The sequence below is a fragment of the Prevotella melaninogenica genome (genome assembly GCF_018127925.1).
In the GTDB taxonomy this organism is placed as follows: Bacteria; Bacteroidota; Bacteroidia; order Bacteroidales; family Bacteroidaceae; genus Prevotella; species Prevotella melaninogenica_C.
In genome coordinates this window covers 71003-90534 of record NZ_CP072348.1, presented here as the reverse complement: position 1 = coordinate 90534, position 19532 = coordinate 71003, and the positions used below count along the sequence as shown (strand labels likewise).

The following is a 19532-nucleotide window of genomic DNA, read 5'->3' as shown; positions in this document are numbered from 1 at the left end:
AGAAATATTTTCTTTCGTGAAAATAAATATTTCTTTTCATGAAAATAATTCACCAACGTTGGAAATGAAGGAATGCTAAAAGCCTTTAGAAAGTATCAATGTAGATAGAACTATAACCCAAACTCAGGCTTTTACCTACCTTAGTTTTCCTTCCAGAAAGCTGGGGAAAAGAGTACTAAGACCGTAAAAAGTTCCAAACGACCTACGAGCATGAGGAAGGAACAAATCCACTTTGCCAAGTCTGGTAGCTGTGCCCAAGACATTGTAGGACCAATTTCCATACCCAAAGTAGGGCCAACATTACCTAAAGAACTCAACGTAATCGTGATAGCATTCGTGTTATCAATACCAACCGCGATCATCGTAAAGGCACAGAAGAGTGTCAAAATAAGATAAAGTCCGATGAAACCTAAAAGTGTTACACGCTTTGACTGTGGTATATTCACTCCATCAACCTTCATTGGTAAGACAGCATTAGGGTGGAGTATCTGACGGAACTCATTGCGCACCACCTTTAATAACATCACACCACGAATACTCTTGATACCACCACTGGTAGAACCAGAACAGCCGCCAAAGAACATACAAGCAGCCAAGACAACCCATGTGACATGAGGCCATTTAGCAGCATCATCGCTGAAAAGTCCTGTCGTTGTTATAAAGGAAACAACTTGGAAGAGCGCACTACGGAAGGCATGCTCTATATCATAATGATTGCGATAAACAAGTTCAAAAGCAACAAAGACAGCAAACGAGAGTACCATAATGGTATAGAAACGAAACTCACTATTCTTTATGAGCTTCTTAATATCTAATCCTGCTGCCGAGGCATATAGCAATGTGAAGTTGACACCAGATAGGAAACAGAATAATGCACAGACATACTCCTCTGCTGGAGAGTGAAAGGTTGTGATAGAACCGCTCTCCGTAGAGAATCCACCCGTCGCAGTACTGGTCATTGAATAGTTGAAAGCATCAAACCATCCCATACCACATACCTTATATGATAGAATGCAAGCAGTAGTCAGAACCAAATAAACTACCCATATCCACTTAGCACTTGTGCTTAGTCGCGGATGTAGCTTACTCTTGATAGGACCAGTCGCTTCAGCCGCAAAGACCTTTACCGAACCACCCACCATAGAAGGCAGAATGGCTATAGTAAAGAATACTATTCCCAATCCACCAATCCATTGTGTCAATGAACGCCAGAAAAGGAGTCCTTTTGGTAGATGTTCAGGATAGTCTATAATCGTTGCACCAGTTGTAGTGAAGCCTGACATAGCCTCAAAGAATGCATCAGTGAAACTCCCAATACCTCCGCTAATCATAAAGGGGAGTGTACCGAATATCGTAAAAAGAATCCAAGATATCGTTACAACAAAATAAGCATCACGACGTCCTAAAAGGTTGTCAGCATGACGACCTAACAGTCTGAAGATAAAACCAGCACCTACTGTTATGAGAATACTCCACACGAATGGTATAATGTCACTGCCATTATAAAACAAAGACACGAATAGACAGCTGAGCATCAGTACGCCTTCTATCCATAACAAGGAGCCAAGAATCTTGGAAATAAGTTTCAGATTAAGCATGGTTAAATAAATAATTTCTCCACCTTTTTCATATCAACATTATAACAGAAGACCACAACAGAGTCGCCTGCTTCAATCTGTGTATTACCAGAAACAAGCATTCCTTCTTTGTTTCTTACAAGTCCACCAATAGTCACTCCCTTAGGAAGATTTAACTCTCTTACAACCTTTCGGGTTATTTTTGAGTCTGGACTTGGTACGAATTCAGCCACATCAGCATTGATAGACATAAGAAACTTTACATTAGCTACGTTTGCATCAAGCATCATCTGATAAATATGGCTGGCAGCAAGTGCCTTTTTATTGATAATAGTACCAATATCAAGACCATCAGCTGTACCAACATAATCAAAGTTTTCTACGGATGCTACCGTCTTACGAACACCCAGTCGCTTAGCAGTCAGACAAGCCAAAATATTTGTTTCAGCATTAGAGGTCAAAGCCACAAAGGCTTGTGTATGACGAATACCTTCTTCTTGCAACAATCCAATATCACGTCCATCACCATTAATGACCAATCTATCTTCACTAAAGGCATCGTTCAGAACCTCACAACGAGCAGGGTTCAACTCGATAATCTTCGCATTCATATACTCAGGCAGCATCTTTACGGCACGTGCAGCAGTCTTACCACCGCCCATAAAGATAACATTCTGTACATCAACATACTGTTCCTTACCAACAATCTTACGAACATACGGAATATACTGCTTTGTGGTCATGAAATAAACCAAGTCATATAACTGCAAAGTATCATTACCTCCAGGAATAATCGTCTCGTCATTGCGCTTAATAGCGACTACATGATAAGGATCATCAGGACCACTAATATCTTTCAAAGGACGGTTGAGTATCTCACAAGTTTCGCGCAATTTGATACCCAACATTACCAATGCTCCATCATGTACATCCCATCGCTGGCGAACCCATGACATCTTCAATCCATTAATAATATCCCTTGCTGCAAGGATTTCTGGATAGATAATATCACTGACACCCATCTGACGGAACAATTCCTTATTCTGTTCTTCAACATACTCAGGATTGTCCACACGTGCAACAGTCTTCTTAGCACCCAACTGATGTGCCATAACACAAGATGCGATATTAGCTGATTCACTTGGAGTAACAGCGATAAAGAGGTCGGTATGTTCGACACCTGCTTCTTTCAGTCCCTTTATATTTGTGGGTGAACATTCCATAGTTAGCAAGTCATACTCACTACTGATTTTCTCCAGATTCTCTGGATCCTCATCCATGAGTACAATATCTTGCATATTACGAGAAAGTAGTTTTGCCAAATAGGTTCCTATGGCGTATGCTCCTGCTATGATGATTTTCATTTCTTTTTCTTTTTCGTTTGAACGATGGTGAGGCGTAAGTGAAAAATTATCAGTTAGCCTTAATTAGCTCTTTCTTGATACTTTCAAGATCTATTCCACAGATTTCACGTAGCTGTTGTACCGTTCCCTGCTCTACAAAATGGTCAGGCATACCCATACGAGTTATCTGTGGTGTATAGCCATGATCGCTCATCCACTCTGTAACAGCAGAACCCAATCCACCATTACGTACACCATCTTCTATCGTTATGATGCGTGAGAAACGACTTGCAACCTCTTCAAGAAGTTTATCGTCTAATGGTTTCAAGAAACGCATATCATAGTGTGCGATTGATGGACAATGACCTTCTGTTTTTGGAGATTCAGCACTCTCTATCAGTTTTATAGCCTTTTCAACATCATTACCAATAGGTCCGATACTCAATACAGCAACATCCCAGCCATCATGAAGACGACGTCCTGTTCCTACCTCTATCTCTTTCAGAGGACACTCCCAATCAGTTAAAACACCATTACCACGTGGATAACGAATCACAAAAGTTCCCTTATCAGGCAACTGTGCCGTGTACATCAATCTACGAAGTTCACGTTCATCCATCGGAGAAGCTATCGTAAGATTAGGGATTGGACGCAAGAAAGCCATATCAAAAGCACCATGATGCGTCGCACCATCTTCACCTACCAATCCAGCACGGTCCAAACAAAGGACTACAGGAAGGTTAAGTATAGCTGCATCGTGGATAATACTATCATATGCACGCTGTGAGAAGGCACTATAGATATTACAGAAAGGCTGCAAACCATCCTTTGCCATACCAGCTGAGAAAGTGACTGCATGCGCCTCAGCAATACCAACATCAAAGGTACGGTCAGGCATAGCCTTCATCATTATATTCATAGAACAACCCGTCGGCATAGCTGGTGTGACACCTACAATACGAGGATTCTTCTTTGCCAATTCTAACAATGTCTTTCCAAATACATCTTGGAACTTTGGAGGTTCATTACTGCAATCTTGCACTATACGCTTACCCGTCTCTGGATCAAACTTACCTGGAGCATGCCATACCGTAGCACTCTTCTCAGCAGGTTCATATCCCTTACCCTTCTTGGTGTGTAAATGAAGTAACTTTGGTCCCTTCATATCCTTCAACTGACGAAGAATACGAACCAACTCTTCAACATTATTCCCATCAAAAGGTCCGAAGTAACGAATATTCATACCTTCGAACATATTCTGCTGATGTGCTAAGGCTGACTTAAGAGCATTGTTAAAACGCAGTAAACCCTTTCGACGTTCATCATTCAATAAGCCTTTATCATGCAACCATTGTGACGCCTTGAAGCGTAAACGATTGTATGTCTCGTTGGTATCAAGCTTCAACAAGTACTGTTCCATACCACCCACTGCCCTATCAATAGACATATCATTGTCATTAAGAATGATAAGTAAGTCATTAGGTTGGCTGGAAACATTGTTCAGACCCTCGAAAGCCAAACCACCACTCATGGCTCCATCGCCAATAATAGCAACGACATGACGATGCTGCTTCGTAAGGTTAGAAGCAACAGCCATGCCCAAGGCAGCCGAGATAGAGTTAGAGGCATGTCCACAAGTAAAGGTATCATACTCGCTCTCAAAAGGAGAAGGGAATGGCATCAAACCATTTAACTTACGGTTATTACAGAATTTCTCACGACGACCCGTCAAAATCTTATGGCCGTATGCTTGATGACCGACATCCCATACGATACGATCTTCTGGAGTATTAAAAACATAGTGGCACGCCACCGTTATTTCAGTTGCACCTAAGCTGGAGCCAAGATGACCTGGATTAACGGCAACCTCTTCTATGATATCCTTCCGCAACTGCTGACATAACTTTGGCAAATCATCCAAAGAAAGCTTACGCAAGTCTGCAGGCGATTGTATTTTATTTAAAAGGTCGAATCTATTTTCCTTTGACATTATCAAATAACATGAAACCAATGCAAAGGTACGCTAAATAGATTAAAGGGCAAAATAAAACAGAGATGTATTCTATTATTTATGGTCTAATTTACAAATGAAGCTCTGTTTCACAGCTCGATATATTTTTTCTTACACAGATAAATAAAGTATAATTAGGTAAGAAACGAATAAAAATAAGACATAAAAAACAGGGACAAACCTTAAAGATTCATCCCTGTTTATTATTTCAGTCAACCAACCTTATTAAGGTTAGCTAATTGGTAGCTTAATTACTTAACGTAAACAACAGCCAAACGGTTAGAAGTTACGCCCTGTACACCCTGACCCTTAGCTTCATCAACGATGACACCACGGCTCTGGAGATACTTAGCAACAACGTCTGCACGGTTCTGAGAGAGGCGATCGTTGAGTGCCTTTGGACCCTCTGGAGAAGCTGTACCTACAATCTGTACGTGACGACCTGCCTTAACATCATCAAGAGCCTTCTTAGCCTCGTTTGTGAGGAAGTACTTACCCTGAGCGAATGTTACGAATACCAAGTTGTCAATGCAGAGAGTCTGAGCTGTCTGTACAGGAACCTCCTTAACAACTTCCTTAACAACCTCCTTAACAACCTCCTTTGGCTTAGCATTAAGCTGATCACGGAGAGAGTTAATCTCATCGTTCAACTCACCAACATTCCATACCTTGAAGTTGTGTGTACCGTTAGAAGTCTTGAACTTGTAGTTAAGACCTACGAAGAGACCAAGCTGAGCAGCCTGCTTACCGAACTGAATAGCATCGCCAGGACCGTGTGTAAGGTTCCAGAGAACAGCCGGCTCTACATAAAGCTGCCAATCTCTCTTCTCACCGAGGTTGTAAGCGAAAGTAAGACCAGTCTTAGCTGTCAACTCTGTATCATCACCAGTGTTATTAGTCTGAATGATGTGCTTGTCACCGTAAGTGATCCAATAACCGATACCTGCCTCAGCACCTACCTCGAAACGACGATCTGGGTTGTACTCGCAGAAAAGGTTTGTGAAGTTGATAGTACCGTTCAAACCGAGGTTGATGGCACGAACAATAGTGTGACTGTGAGAGAAACCTAAAGAACCAGTCTGCCAACGGTTATCACCGAAGAATGCGAGACCCTCGAGGTTTGCACCATAAACTGGGCTAAACTGCTTACCGAGCTTAAGACCAGCTGCAGCGTTAACTGGAGCAAAATGATTAAAATTAAGAGGACCAGTAACACCACCCTCTACACCGAGGTAAATGTTGTCAAATGCCTTAGCCTTCTCGTAAGCTACCTGAGCCTGTGTACTTGTGATACCCATAGCGAGCATCGAAAGTGCAATCAAAAACTTTTTCATAAATGCTTAATATTAATTCTGTTAATTTTAGCGACTTATTTATATTCGGTTTGCAAAGATAGTACTTTTTTTGAATAGACTACATAATTTCATCGAAAAAATTCTAATTATTTAGTAAAAAAGTGCTTTTTCAACATCTTTTTCACACTTTTGGGCAATAAAATATGTCAAAAGCAGTTATTCAAAACTTTATTATTCTCTCAGAAAATGGTGTTTAGACAATAAATAAAAGAAACTTTTTCTTACCTTATATAATATAACAACTTGGTATAGTTATGCTCTTTTACCTTATTATATATAACATATCTTTATAACATAACAACGTATTATGTTTCTCTAAGACGCCTAAAAAGATAGAAGATAAACATCATTCCACGGAGAGAAAGTTCAACAGCCATAGCAAACCAGACACCACGAAGACCGTACTGCGTTGCCAGTGCATAAGCCAAGGTCAGACGGATAAGCCACATACTACCCAAGTTTATTAAGGATGGCTTCAGCGTATCGCCTGCTCCTATACAGACACTATAAGCAACAATAGCTGCAGCAAAGAATGGTTCGGCAAAGGCTTCAATACGAAGAACAGAAGTTCCCAAAACCTGGATATCAGCCACAGGAGACAATAGGCCAATCATTTCTGGAGCAAAGATATACATCACAACACCCATAAATGCCATGACTACCATACCAAGCGACACAGTCATCCACGCAAAACTACGATGAAGATCACGCCTATCTGCCCCAACACTCTGCCCCACCAATGTTGTGGCAGCCTCACTAATACCATGCCCTGGCATATAGCAGAGACTCTCTGCGGTAATAGCAAACGAATGAGCAGCAATAGCGATATTACCCAAAGGGGCTACAATCATTGTCGAAACAAGTTGCGCACCATTCATCAGAAGATATTGTAATGCCATCGGTGCACCAATCTTCATTGCATTCCATATATATTGCCAACGCCACACAAAACGCTCAACATCCTGTTTCCAAGCTAAGATAGGACTGCGAAAGATTGCATAATAAGCCAATGGAAGTGCTACACAAACGAAGGATAAAAGACTTCCGAGAGCTGCACCTGCCACTCCTTCACCCAAACCTGGCATCGTCATCTCTACCCCTAAAAGTGAAACTGTGCGTGTAGGAAAAATAAAGAAGTAATTGAAAATCACATCCAACACACACATTAATATCGCCATAAAACTCGGACGACGCATATCACCCGACACCTTCAGCATAGCTGCCGACATATATTCAATAAGGTGGAAGGGAATAATTAGAGAGAAGATAAGGAAGTAAACAGTTGCATCATGTTGGATATCAGCACCACCACCCAACCATACAGGAAGGCGAGAACCGATAAGAAAAGTTATCAGCAATAAAAACAACGCAAAGCATAGTCCGAAAGTATAACCATGACGCATCACTGCACGCGCCTTTGCAAAGTCGTTAGCGCCAATAAAGTGAGCTACCTGAACAGAAAAACCCATTGTCACTGCACTCACTAAAGAGAAGAAAAGCCATGTCGCTGGTTCAACAAGTCCAATAGCTGCTGATGGTTCTGCACCCAGCGAACCCACCATTCCCGCATCAATATAGAACATTAGCACTGTCGTCACCTGCGCTAAGATAGATGGGATACTGAGTTGGATAATGAGATTAAACTTCTCATTCCTGCTCATCATCTCACCACTACGAATCTTGGCAAGAAGACTTTCAGTAACAGACTTACTAAAGGATATACGCACAGGAAACTATAATTTGGAATAAATGAAAAACTGAATAAAAAATAATGAGAGCTTAAAGAAAGATAGTAAACAAAAGGCTCTAACTATGAATACCAAATTCTTAAAAGTAAAATAGGGACCTTGCTCCCATCTGTTCACTGCTATTATTGAGTCGAACACACGGGAACTTGTGTCCCTACCTATAAGAATAAAGGTCATTCAGACCTTTCAAAAAGGCTATGACAATACACCTTTATTTATGAATCCTTCAACTTTGTACCAGGGTGAGAGAAATCAACCAATCGTAAGTCGAAGATAAGCGTTGAGTAAGCTGGCACTATACCCGAAGCACTCGCACCATAACCCAACTGATAAGGGATATATACTGTCCAATGGTCACCACGATGCATTGACATCAAAGCAGTCGTAAAACCATCTACAAGACTTATCGGTTTCCCCTTAGAATCATAACTAAGACCTATGTAACTATGATTCGGACGAGATGTTGCTGCATTAAAAGTATCGCTTGACCATGACTTATCAAAGATAAGCCCAGCCGTGTAAGTTGTAGATGGAATCAGTCGGCCCATATAGTGCATAGACACAGAATCAGAATACAACGGACTTGCTGTGCCTGATCCAGCCTGCTCTACATGTGCAATGATATAATCCTCAGGACTATAAGTAAGTGCAGAACCAGAAGTCTGTTTCTGATTTTGGAAAGTATAATTAAGTATTATCTTCCAAGAGGTGTCCCCACTCTTAATTTTCTGCTGTGTCGCAGTATAAAGCTTATTCCAATAAGTTTCGTTCTTCGACTGCCAATTAGTAAACTCCTCTACAGTGTTATCTTTCTCCGTACAAGAGGTAAAGAGACCTGCAGAAAGCAGCATTCCGCCCAAGCAGAAGACACTTGCAGCACGACGAATAAGCATCTTTATTTTCTTTGTCATAGTCTTTTATTTAAATCGGAAAGGGATAGCGGAGTGGGATTATTAGAAACAATAGAGAACTTTGATACTCTATTAGAATCTAAAAAGCCGACTCAGCTATCCTTCTTTTAATTAGTCAATATCAATCTTCTTCAGTAGAGCAGTGATAGATACGCGATCTTCAATAATCTCACGCAGCTTCTCAACTGGTACACGCTCCTGCTTCATAGAGTCACGATAACGCAATGTAACTGTGTTGTCTGCCAAAGTATCGCCATCTACTGTCACACAGAAAGGAGTACCAATAGCATCCTGACGACGGTAACGCTTACCGATAGAATCCTTAGCCTCCATATGTGTATTAAAATGGAACTTCAGACTATTCACAATCTCCTGTGCCTTCTCTGGCAGACCATCCTTGTTAACCAAAGGAAGAACTGCACACTTAACAGGTGCCAATGGCTCTGGCAACTTCAAGACAACACGACTTGAACCGTTCTCCAATGCCTCCTCTGTATAGCTGTGACACATAACAGAAAGGAACATACGGTCAACACCAATAGATGTTTCTACTACGTATGGAGTGTAGTTCTCATTGCGCTCTGGATCGAAATACTTTACCTGACGACCAGAGTACTTCTCATGCTGAGAAAGGTCAAAGTTAGTACGTGAGTGAATACCCTCAACCTCCTTGAAGCCGAATGGCATATGGAACTCGATATCTGTTGCAGCATTAGCATAGTGAGCCAACTTCTCGTGGTCATGGAAACGATAGTTATCATCACCCATACCAAGCCCCTCGTGCCATGCCAAACGATGCTTCTTCCAGTATTCAAACCACTTCATCTCGGTTCCTGGCTGGCAGAAGAACTGCATCTCCATCTGTTCGAACTCACGCATACGGAAGACAAACTGACGTGCAACAATCTCGTTACGGAATGCCTTACCAATCTGACAAATACCGAAAGGCAACTTCATACGACCAGTCTTCTGTACGTTGAGGAAGTTTACGAAGATACCCTGCGCTGTCTCTGGGCGCAGATAAATCTTGTTAGTAGCATCAGCAGATGCACCTACCTCAGTAGAGAACATAAGATTAAACTGACGAACGTCTGTCCAGTTAGTTGTACCACTGATTGGATCTACAATACCCTCATCGAGAATAATCTGCTTCAAAGCCTCCAAGTCTGGTCCTTGCATAGCCTCAGTATAGCGTGCATGAAGGTCGTCACGCTTCTTCTGATTTTCAAGAACACGTGGATTGGTCTCACGGAACTTAGCCTCATCGAAAGACTCGCCGAACTTCTTAGCAGCCTTAGCTACTTCCTTCTCTATCTTCTCCTCGTATTTACCAATCTGATCCTCAATGAGGTTATCAGCACGATAACGCTTCTTTGAATCGCGGTTGTCAATCAATGGGTCGTTGAAAGCATCAACGTGGCCACTTGCTTTCCATACGGTAGGGTGCATAAAGATAGAGGCATCGATACCAACAATATTGCTATGTAGCAATACCATTGACTGCCACCAATACTGCTTGATATTGTTTTTCAGCTCAACACCATTCTGACCGTAGTCATAAACAGCTGCTAAACCATCATAAATATCACTACTTGGGAAGACGAAACCATACTCTTTACAGTGGCTTACAATCTTCTTGAAAACATCCTCTTGTGCCATAATTATCTATTTATACCTTAATTTTTGTCGCAAAGTTACGCTTTTTTAGCCGAATAAGAACAGGTTTATTGCGAAACTTTATAAAATTGAGGACTACTTCTTTCTTTTATTTAAGATTTTATCCGTACCTTTGCAGCCGTGAACAATTTAGCATTAACATATCAGAATAATAAAGCTATGCAAAGAAACTTTGATTTCTTTGCCTTTTTTAGTGCTTTATATTTGGTAGTTTCAGATATTTTGCTAACACACACACACACACACACACACACACACACACACACACACAGGCGCTACTAGCGTTTAATCATACTTTTTTTCTTTCATCTTACGCGCGCGCGAAGCGTGGCGTAACCGTTGTAAACAAAGGACTTCACGGAGTTTCCTTTGTTCGCTTTTTTGTGCCATTTTGCATTTATCTTAAAATTCAAATAAGAAACAATTTAATCACATTTTTATCACATATAATTAGAGAATGAATATGAAGAAAAAACAACTAGAGAAATTAGCGTACAGCCAACCGACATGCAATGTTATACCTGTATGCGCAGAAGGTCCCCTTTGTGTTTCTGTAACTCCAAACCCAAGTGCATCATCGGAAGCTCCTTGGGGAGGAGAGCAAACACATGAGGGAGGTGTCATTATTGGTGATGGAACAGGACTTGCTCCTGCAAAGCAACAGCCTTCTTGGAATGAAGAATAATTTTATAAAAAAGAACTTTAAAAGACAATAAAGATGAGTAAGAAATATTATTTATGGATGGTGTTATCCATTTTACTTTCAGTATTTACAAGCTGTTCCAATGATGAAAATCTAGAAAACAGTGAAGGAACTATCAATGTATCTAAGTCTCTAACATTTCCTGTAACATTTGCCGACTATAACGAAGAGGTTACTACAGGAAATGGAAAGACGCGTGCCGTATCCAACAGTTCTGATACAATCAGCCATAACTTTGTAAATATGGATAACGGGATTGTTGCAGACGTTGTTCTCCAACGTGACACCGAGAAGCAATCATCTGGTGCTGCTACCACCATGACACGCTCAATAGGAAATGGAAACTATACCATGCTCGCTTATCAGGGTGGTGTATTCAAAGGAGAAATAAATGGTTCTATTATAGGTGGTTCCTTTACTCCTAATTCAGGAGGAAATAATTCCATCTCACTAAGTCCAGGTAATTATGACTTTGTTTTGTATCGTAGTGGCAGCTTTACTCGCAATGGTAACAATCTGACTATTACCAATCCTTCAGAGTATGTCATGTTAGGTCGTGTTAATAACTATACCATTACGGCAACTCCCAACAAGCAGCAGGTACCATTCGTGATGCGTCACGCAGTGTCACGTGTCAGGGTAAAAGTTACCGCTTACAAGGATGGGGGCTTTGGAACAACGAGTATCGGTTCTCTGTCACTATCAGCAGTAAACAATAATGAGATTCCCACAGCAGCCACTTATGATCTCGCTAATGACAGTTGGAGTGGTTCTGGCTCAAAGACTTTTATAGGGTATTTTCCGTCTTTGGGTTCCGGTTCATGGACTAAGCATGAGGATAATGATGGCTTCCGACTTACTTCGTCGAACTATGAATATCTCCTGCCAGGGGCTAATATTACTAAGGTGAATGCGACAGCGGGTCCATGGTCAAGTTTAACTGTATATGGAGAAAGTTTCTCGGGAAAGAATCTCAGTTTCAATTTAAGCCCAGTATTAAAAACTGAACCTAACGGATCTTATCTCATCAATATTACTTTCCGCAAGAATTTTATTTACCTGATGAATGACGGAACAACAGGATTGCTCTCCGAAACCATTTACGGTGGAGGCACAAAGGTTCCTATCGGTGTTGTTGTCAGCCAAAGTAAGAAGCTGGCTGCAGCCCTTGATGTAGTCGACATTTGGAATACACCTATTACTCCTAGTACTACTCCTCCTGCAAGTAATTCGGGCATCAATGACCATTATGTAGAGTTTCCTGAATTGGGAACAGACACTGATGTCCCAAATGATGACGGATATAAGTACACTTGGGAAGGAGCTGGTAGTGCTGATGGTGTAACCATAAAGGGTAACATTGACGGCTATATTTATTTCTATGCGGCAGCCCAGTATACTCCAACATTACCAGCTGGTAAAACGCTAAGTGGTAGCATTGTCGGAAAAAAATGGTTCCTCCCTAGCTTAACTGATGTCCTCATGTATACAGGTGGTCCGGGGGTAAATAATATAAGTCTTCATATTAATAATTGGGGTGGTGGCCAAATGGGAACATTTCCTCTTTATGACCGACCCATGATACAAGTATCAGGAACTTCTCCCAATAACAATACTGTGGATTTAGCTTTTATCCAAGTAGGTGGAAAGAAACAGGAACGTAGAGCTTTCTACACGAGTACACTATTAAACAGAACAGGCTATGCTTATAAGCCGCTAATTATAACAGATGGTGGCTGGGTTTATAGTTTTGATCCAGACCCACACGACGAATATCTTCGTCCATTTATAAAGTATTAAAACGATAATCCTTAATATTCACAACGCTCCGTGGGCTAAAAGGCCTCGAGCCTACGGAGTTTTCACAAACGGAGACCGCCTTAATGATAATATGGCTAACAAACCTATTCAATTTTTCTTGAGAGAACAGAAGCTGAACATCGGCAAGCAGGCTGGAAAGACTGTCATCGTAGCGCGCCCAACTGGTAGGCAACGCGTGGACTTTCGTAATTTCTGCGCACGCATTGCTAAGTCAACAACCTTTAATGCCCAGGAGGTGGCAGCCGTGCTCAACCTTGCTAGCGAGACCGCTCATGACATCGTAGCCAATGGCGACATCGTGGAATTTGGCGACATGGGTACACTGACCCCTTCGTTTAAGAGCAAGGCGGTAGAGCGCGTTGAGCAGTTCCGTGCCCAGCAGCATATTGAGAAACCAGTTGTGAAGCTCCTTGCCTCTGCGAAGTATTTCACACTGAATGATGTCACATATGAGCAGGTGGAACCGAAGGCGAAGAAGGAGAAAAACGGAAAAAAGAAAGCAGGAGAAACCGAACATTCAGGTCCAACTGCAGAGGGCTGATAAGCGCGTAAAAAGATTCTGCTAAGACAAACAAAAAATTGTTCGCAAACAATCCGAAAAAAGTTCGCGAACAATTTTGATTTTCTTCGCGAACAATTTCAATTTTCTTCGCGAAGAATTTTAGTTTTCTTCGCGAAGATTTTTTTGCGCTTCTTATAAGATGACTTTTTCTGATGTAGTTTCCTGATTTAGGTTGACTATCTTTGCACCTTATCTTTAGAAAAAGTTGACTTAGTTAAACACTAAACTTTATTGAAGTTGACTTAATTTGCCTAGCCGCTTTTTACGAAAGTAGTTGAAGCTGTAGACACCTTTTTTAATAAGTTTATAGGCAGCTAGACATTTGGACTTTATTTGATATGCAAAGTTTGTGACTTTGCTTGTTTGGTTTTCTGCCCTTTCCATGTATAAATTTAGAACTATTGGAATCTGCAATCTTCTGATTTGTCAATCTCCTTTTTTTTTCGTACATTTGCAAATCTTATAAATCTTGCTTCTTTAAGTGATAAAACAAGAACTATATGGATGACGAAATAAAAGACTTGGATGGACAGACTCCTGAGGAAGAGACTCAGGAACAGGATTCCCATTCTGATTATAAACCTGCCGACAGGTTTGATGCCGCTGCCGTACATCATCTCTCTGGCATGTACAAAAACTGGTTCTTAGATTACGCCAGCTACGTAATCTTGGAACGTGCCGTACCTCATATTGAGGACGGTTTGAAGCCTGTACAGCGCCGTATTCTCCATTCTATGAAACGAATGGATGATGGACGATACAATAAGGTAGCAAACATCGTAGGTCATACGATGCAATTCCACCCACATGGTGATGCCTCTATTGGTGATGCCCTGGTGCAGTTAGGACAGAAAGACCTACTCATCGACATGCAGGGTAACTGGGGAAACATTCTCACTGGTGACCGTGCTGCTGCGCCACGATACATTGAGGCGCGCCTATCAAAGTTTGCCTTAGAGACTGTCTTCAATCCGAAGACAACAGAATGGCAACTTTCTTACGACGGCAGAAACAAAGAGCCGATTACGCTTCCTGTAAAGTTCCCACTGCTTTTGGCACAGGGTGCTGAGGGCATTGCGGTTGGTTTGTCATCCAAGATTCTTCCACATAACCTCAACGATATCTGTGATGCAGCTATCAGCTACCTGCGTGGCGAGGAGTTTAACCTCTATCCAGACTTCCCAACAGGCGGTAGCATTGATGTATCGAAGTATAATGATGGTCAGCGTGGTGGTGTTCTGAAGGTGCGTGCAAAGGTTGAGAAGCTCGATAATAAAACCCTCGTCATCCGTGAGGTTCCTTTTACAAAGACCGCTAACACGCTTCAAGAGTCTATCACGAAGGCTGTTGAGAAAGGCAAACTGAAGATTCGCAGAGTAGAGGATATGACTGCTTCGGAGGTGGAGATTCAACTTCATCTTACACCGGGTACGTCAAGTGACAAGACCATTGATGCCCTCTATGCTTTCACTGATTGCGAGATAAACATTTCGCCAAACTGCTGTGTCATCCGAGACAACAAACCAGAGTTCTTGACGATATCAGATGTATTGCGCAATTCTGCCGAACATACGAAGGCTTTATTAAAGTTAGAGTTAGAGATTCGCAAGCATGAATTAGAGGAACAGTTGTTCTACAACTCGCTTGAACGTATCTTCATCGAGGACCGTATCTATAAGGAACGTAAGTTCGAGACGGCTAAAGATATTGATGAAGTTGTGGGCTTCGTCGACTCAAAACTCGAGCCATATAAGAAGACATTTATCCGTGAGGTGACACGTGACGACATCATCCGCCTTTTGGAAATCAAGATGCAGCGTATTCTGAAGTTCAATAAGGATAAGGCTGACGAACTGATTCAGAAGATTAAGGCTGAGATTGCCGAGATTGACAAGGATCTTAGCGAGATGGTTCGCGTCACTATCGAGTGGTTCACACACCTGAAAGAGAAGTACGGAAGCGACCATCCACGTCGTACAGAGATTAAGAGCTTCGACACGATTGTTGCTGCTAAGGTGGTTGATGCCAACGAGAAGTTATATATCGACCGTCAGGAAGGTTTCATTGGTACGGGTTTGAAGAAGGCTGAGTTCGTTCAGAACTGCTCTGACCTCGATGACGTGATCATCTTCTACCGTGATGGTAAGTATAAGGTTATCCGAATTGCCGACAAGGTATTTGTGGGTAAGGGAGTTCTTCACGTACAAGTGTTTAAGAAGAACGATAAGCGTACGATTTATAACGTCGTTTATCGTGACGGAAAGACGGGACCTTACTATATCAAACGCTTCAACGTGACTTCTATCACACGTGATAAGGAATACGACGTAACCCTCGGTACGCCTGGTTCAAAGATTAACTACTTCACCGCTAACCCTAATGGTGAGGCTGAGTTGATAAAGATTACACTCGATCCGAACCCAGACAAGAAGAAGCAAAACATCTTCATGGAGCGTGACTTTGCAAGTATTCTCATCAAGGGTCGTGCTGCAAAGGGTAATCTGCTGACCAAAGAGAGTATTCATCGTATCTCACTGAAGAGCCACGGACACTCCACTTTGGGTGGACGTAAGGTTTGGTTCGACCCAGATGTCAATCGTATCAACTACGAAGACCATGGTCGTTACCTTGGAGAGTTCTCTGATCAAGACAGCATCCTTGTGATACTTAAGAACGGAGAGTTCTATATTACCAACTTTGACGCATCCAACCACTACGAAGATAACATTCTCCGTATAGAGAAGTTTGATGCTGATAAGCCTTGGACAGCTGTCATCTTCGATGCAGACAATCAAGGTTATCCTTATTTGAAGCGATTCCAGATGGAAGCAAGTAAGCGTCATCAGAACTTTATTGGTGACAACTCTGATTCGCAGATGGTACTGCTGACTGATGTTGCCTTCCCTCGCATACAGATTACTTATGGTGGTGCTGATGCGGCACGCGGCACTGAGGAGATTGATGCAGAGCAGTTTGTTGGCGTGAAGGGATTCAAGGCAAAGGGTAAACGATTGACAACTTGGACAGTTGACAAGATTGAAGAACTGGAACCAACACGCTTCCCTGAAGAGGAGAAAGGAGATGACGAGAGTAATGAAGATGACGTACAAGAAGAGAATTCTGCAGCTACAGAAAAGGAAGAGAACCTCGATCCAGATGCAGGTAAGTCTCAACAGCAGGTCATCGATGAGATTACTGGTCAGCTAAACCTCTTCGACAACGAATAAACAACAGATAAATAACGAATTGAAAAAGGGGACATACCGCCCGTATGTCCCCTCCTTCAAAGACTATTTATAAATGCTCGACCAGCTTATCACCTAAAGTTTGACAGCAATATCTATTTGACTTACACTTTTATTGACACTTTTTCATTATGCCTATGAACCTAAAAAAGTCCTTATTTCGCTGTTTCTCCCTTTCAGCAATAATTCTTTTCGCTTTATCAACGCCTACACTTGCACAGGACACACTGCGTAGTAACAAGGTAATTACCAATACACAGATGTTGGGAATAGGTGCTGTAAACACTCTCGACACCTACCTCTCACCTGAAGAATATACGGGAACCGAGTTTCGTTATATCTCTCATTCGGTGCGTGAGAACGGAACCAAGCTATCAAGAGAACTCGTACATCAGGCACAAATACTATCAGTACGTAATCGAAGGGAGAATAACAATGAATTAGGTGGCTTCTACAACTTCCAATACAACTGGCAATATGCCTTAGGACAATGGAACGTTGGAGAGGGAGAACTACGCTTAAAAGTGGGTGGAGGAGTTGATACACGACTCGGTTTCCTTTACAATATGCGTAATTCTAACAATCCTGCACAGGCTTACGGACAAGTGAATATCGCTCCGAATGCCGTTGCTACTTATCGTTTCCGCCTTCGAAAGATACCTTTTCTGCTGCGATATGAGGTGCAAGTTCCACTTCTCGGACTGACATTCTCGCCCAATTACGGACAGAGTTATTACGAGATTTTTACTCGTGACAACTATGATCATAACCTTGTTGTCACATCTCCTGTATCTGCCCCATCGCTCCGCCAGCAGCTTACTCTTGATTTCACGGTTCGCCACACGACCTTCCGTGTTGGCTATCTTGGCGATTATCAGCAGGCAAAGATTAACCAACTGCGCCAGCATGTATGGAGTAATCTCCTTGTATTAGGTATTGTTCGTAAGTTTTCTATCAATAAATTCATCCCATGAGAAAGCTATATCATTTCCTCCTTAACTTACTGATTCCTGCACTGACGATACTCAGTACTGCAACAAGTTGTGTCACCAATGACCAACTTCCAGATAGTCCACAAGGTAACTTTGAGGCTTTGTGGCGAATTATCGATGAGCATTACTGTTTCTTCTCACAGAAAGGAATAGACTGGCAGGAGGTACACAGCCGTTATGCACGCCAGTTTGACAACGCTATGACAGCCAAGCAACAGTTCGAAGTTATGACCAATATGTTATCTGAACTGAAGGACGGACACGTCAATTTATATACCTCTTTCAACGTAGGTCGCTATTGGTCATGGCATGAAGACTATCCCAAGAACTACTCTGACACACTTCAACGTCTTTATCTTAAGACTGATTACCTCATTGCAAGTGGCTTAGACTATACTGTCCTTGATGATAACATCGGCTATGTACGTTGTGAAACCTTCCAAAATGCTATTGGAGCTGGTAACCTTGACGATATATTCATTCACCTTCAACCTTGTAACGGACTGATTATCGACGTGCGCAACAACGGAGGTGGTAATCTAACAAATGCCGAAGCATTTGCTGCACGTTTCACAAACGAGGAGCTACTCGTTGGCTACATACAGCATAAAACGGGAAAAGGACATAACGATTTCTCTGCATTACAACCAGAATATCTCAAGCCAGGGAAGGGAATCCGATGGCAGAAACCAGTTATCGTATTGACCAATCGTAGCGTCTTCTCTGCTGCTAATGAGTTTGTTAAATATATGAAGTGCTGCCCAAATGTTATTGTAGTAGGCGACCGTACGGGTGGCGGAGCTGGCCTACCCTTCTCTTCCGAGCTACCTAATGGATGGTCAGTGCGCTTCTCTGCTTGCCCAATGTACGATCGTGACAAACAAATGACGGAGTTCGGTATTGACCCAGACTACAAGGTATCGCTCGCTTCTGAGGATTTTGCACGAGGCAAGGATACAATTATAGAGTTTGCAAGGAAGATGATAAAGACCTTTCCCAAGCCCCAATCCCTCTAAAAGGAGGGACTGGGAGGTCCTGAAGAAACTCTAAGTTTTATGTTTTACCCTGCTTAATCTCGTCAAACAACAGTTTGTTACCAACCTTGATAACCTTTACCTTATTGGTACATTTTATACCCATATCCAAGAAAGTATACTGATACCAGTTGTTACCAAGGCTCACAACACGCAGAACCTTATGTGCATTAGATGGGCCATCTTGGGCACCAGAGCGGAACAACCAACCTGCATAAGCATCTGGAAGTGGATCATATTCATAATCATACGCAGCCTTCAACACTTTCAGCAACTTCTTTGTGCAGTGTTTCTTTAGGTATGCAGTATTATCAAAGCCTTTTGTGTTATACATAGACGTAATGAGTGAGATAGCTGCACGCTCATCTTTACTCAAAGCATTCTTGGTAGGAGTAGCCTTAACGGACACCGTTTTCTGATTCATCACTACACTGGTTTCACCAGCACCATTGTAAACTACAGAAGCTGACGCACACAAAGCTCCCAGGAATAAAAAAGTTAATAATGTCTTTCTCATTGTTAATCGTTAGTTAGTTAAAGAAATAATATTGTT

The 19532-nt window shown here is 41.9% G+C and carries 14 protein-coding genes; 6 read left to right on the top strand and 8 right to left on the bottom strand.

Features of this window, described 5'->3' with window-relative positions; all coding sequences use genetic code 11:
• Window positions 1–140: 140 nt before the first annotated feature.
• The 7 genes from J4861_RS05890 to J4861_RS05860 all read right to left on the bottom strand — a co-directional run bounded on the left by J4861_RS05890 (window position 141) and on the right by J4861_RS05860 (window position 10604).
• Entirely contained in the window at window positions 141–1598 is a 1458-nt protein-coding gene (locus tag J4861_RS05890) for a TrkH family potassium uptake protein (protein ID WP_211817221.1), read from the bottom strand.
• Window positions 1599–1600: 2 nt separating this feature from the next.
• On the bottom strand, window positions 1601–2941 hold the full coding sequence (gene trkA, locus J4861_RS05885; RefSeq protein ID WP_211817220.1) for a Trk system potassium transporter TrkA: 1341 nt from the start codon (window positions 2939–2941) through the stop codon (window positions 1601–1603).
• A 49-nt stretch (window positions 2942–2990) separates the two neighbouring features.
• Window positions 2991–4910: a 1-deoxy-D-xylulose-5-phosphate synthase gene (gene dxs, locus J4861_RS05880; protein WP_211817219.1), complete on the bottom strand. Its 1920-nt coding sequence runs from the start codon at window positions 4908–4910 to the stop codon at window positions 2991–2993.
• Window positions 4911–5182: 272 nt separating this feature from the next.
• Window positions 5183–6265: an OmpA family protein gene (locus tag J4861_RS05875; protein WP_211817218.1), complete on the bottom strand. Its 1083-nt coding sequence runs from the start codon at window positions 6263–6265 to the stop codon at window positions 5183–5185.
• Between the two features lie 326 nt (window positions 6266–6591).
• Window positions 6592–8013: an MATE family efflux transporter gene (locus tag J4861_RS05870; RefSeq protein WP_249110876.1), complete on the bottom strand. Its 1422-nt coding sequence runs from the start codon at window positions 8011–8013 to the stop codon at window positions 6592–6594.
• A 236-nt stretch (window positions 8014–8249) separates the two neighbouring features.
• Window positions 8250–8945: a BamJ family beta-barrel-assembly machinery protein gene (bamJ, locus tag J4861_RS05865; protein WP_211817217.1), complete on the bottom strand. Its 696-nt coding sequence runs from the start codon at window positions 8943–8945 to the stop codon at window positions 8250–8252.
• A gap of 111 nt (window positions 8946–9056) precedes the next feature.
• Window positions 9057–10604 (bottom strand): glycine--tRNA ligase, encoded by a 1548-nt coding sequence (locus J4861_RS05860; RefSeq protein ID WP_211817216.1) that lies wholly within the window; start codon window positions 10602–10604, stop codon window positions 9057–9059.
• Window positions 10605–11085: 481 nt separating this feature from the next.
• Between J4861_RS05860 and J4861_RS05855 the strand changes: the two genes are divergently transcribed.
• From J4861_RS05855 to J4861_RS05830, 6 genes are all read left to right on the top strand, one after another.
• The gene (locus J4861_RS05855) at window positions 11086–11307 is read left to right on the top strand and encodes a hypothetical protein (RefSeq protein ID WP_211817215.1); all 222 of its coding nucleotides are present in this window, start codon (window positions 11086–11088) and stop codon (window positions 11305–11307) included.
• 33 nt (window positions 11308–11340) lie between these two features.
• Window positions 11341–13125, top strand: coding sequence for a fimbrillin family protein (locus J4861_RS05850; protein ID WP_211817214.1), 1785 nt, complete (start codon window positions 11341–11343; stop codon window positions 13123–13125).
• A 91-nt stretch (window positions 13126–13216) separates the two neighbouring features.
• The gene (locus J4861_RS05845; protein ID WP_211817213.1) at window positions 13217–13687 is read left to right on the top strand and encodes an HU family DNA-binding protein; all 471 of its coding nucleotides are present in this window, start codon (window positions 13217–13219) and stop codon (window positions 13685–13687) included.
• A gap of 521 nt (window positions 13688–14208) precedes the next feature.
• On the top strand, window positions 14209–16935 hold the full coding sequence (locus J4861_RS05840) for a DNA gyrase/topoisomerase IV subunit A (protein WP_211817212.1): 2727 nt from the start codon (window positions 14209–14211) through the stop codon (window positions 16933–16935).
• Window positions 16936–17090: 155 nt separating this feature from the next.
• The gene (locus tag J4861_RS05835) at window positions 17091–17927 is read left to right on the top strand and encodes a DUF3316 domain-containing protein (RefSeq protein ID WP_211817211.1); all 837 of its coding nucleotides are present in this window, start codon (window positions 17091–17093) and stop codon (window positions 17925–17927) included.
• Complete coding sequence (locus tag J4861_RS05830; RefSeq protein WP_211817210.1) at window positions 17924–18961, top strand: S41 family peptidase; 1038 nt, start codon at window positions 17924–17926, stop codon at window positions 18959–18961. Before J4861_RS05835 ends, J4861_RS05830 begins: the two co-directional genes overlap by 4 nt.
• Window positions 18962–18998: 37 nt before the next feature.
• Here J4861_RS05830 and J4861_RS05825 read toward each other — a convergent pair whose 3' ends face one another.
• Entirely contained in the window at window positions 18999–19496 is a 498-nt protein-coding gene (locus tag J4861_RS05825; RefSeq protein WP_249110875.1) for a hypothetical protein, read from the bottom strand.
• Window positions 19497–19532 lie beyond the last annotated feature (36 nt).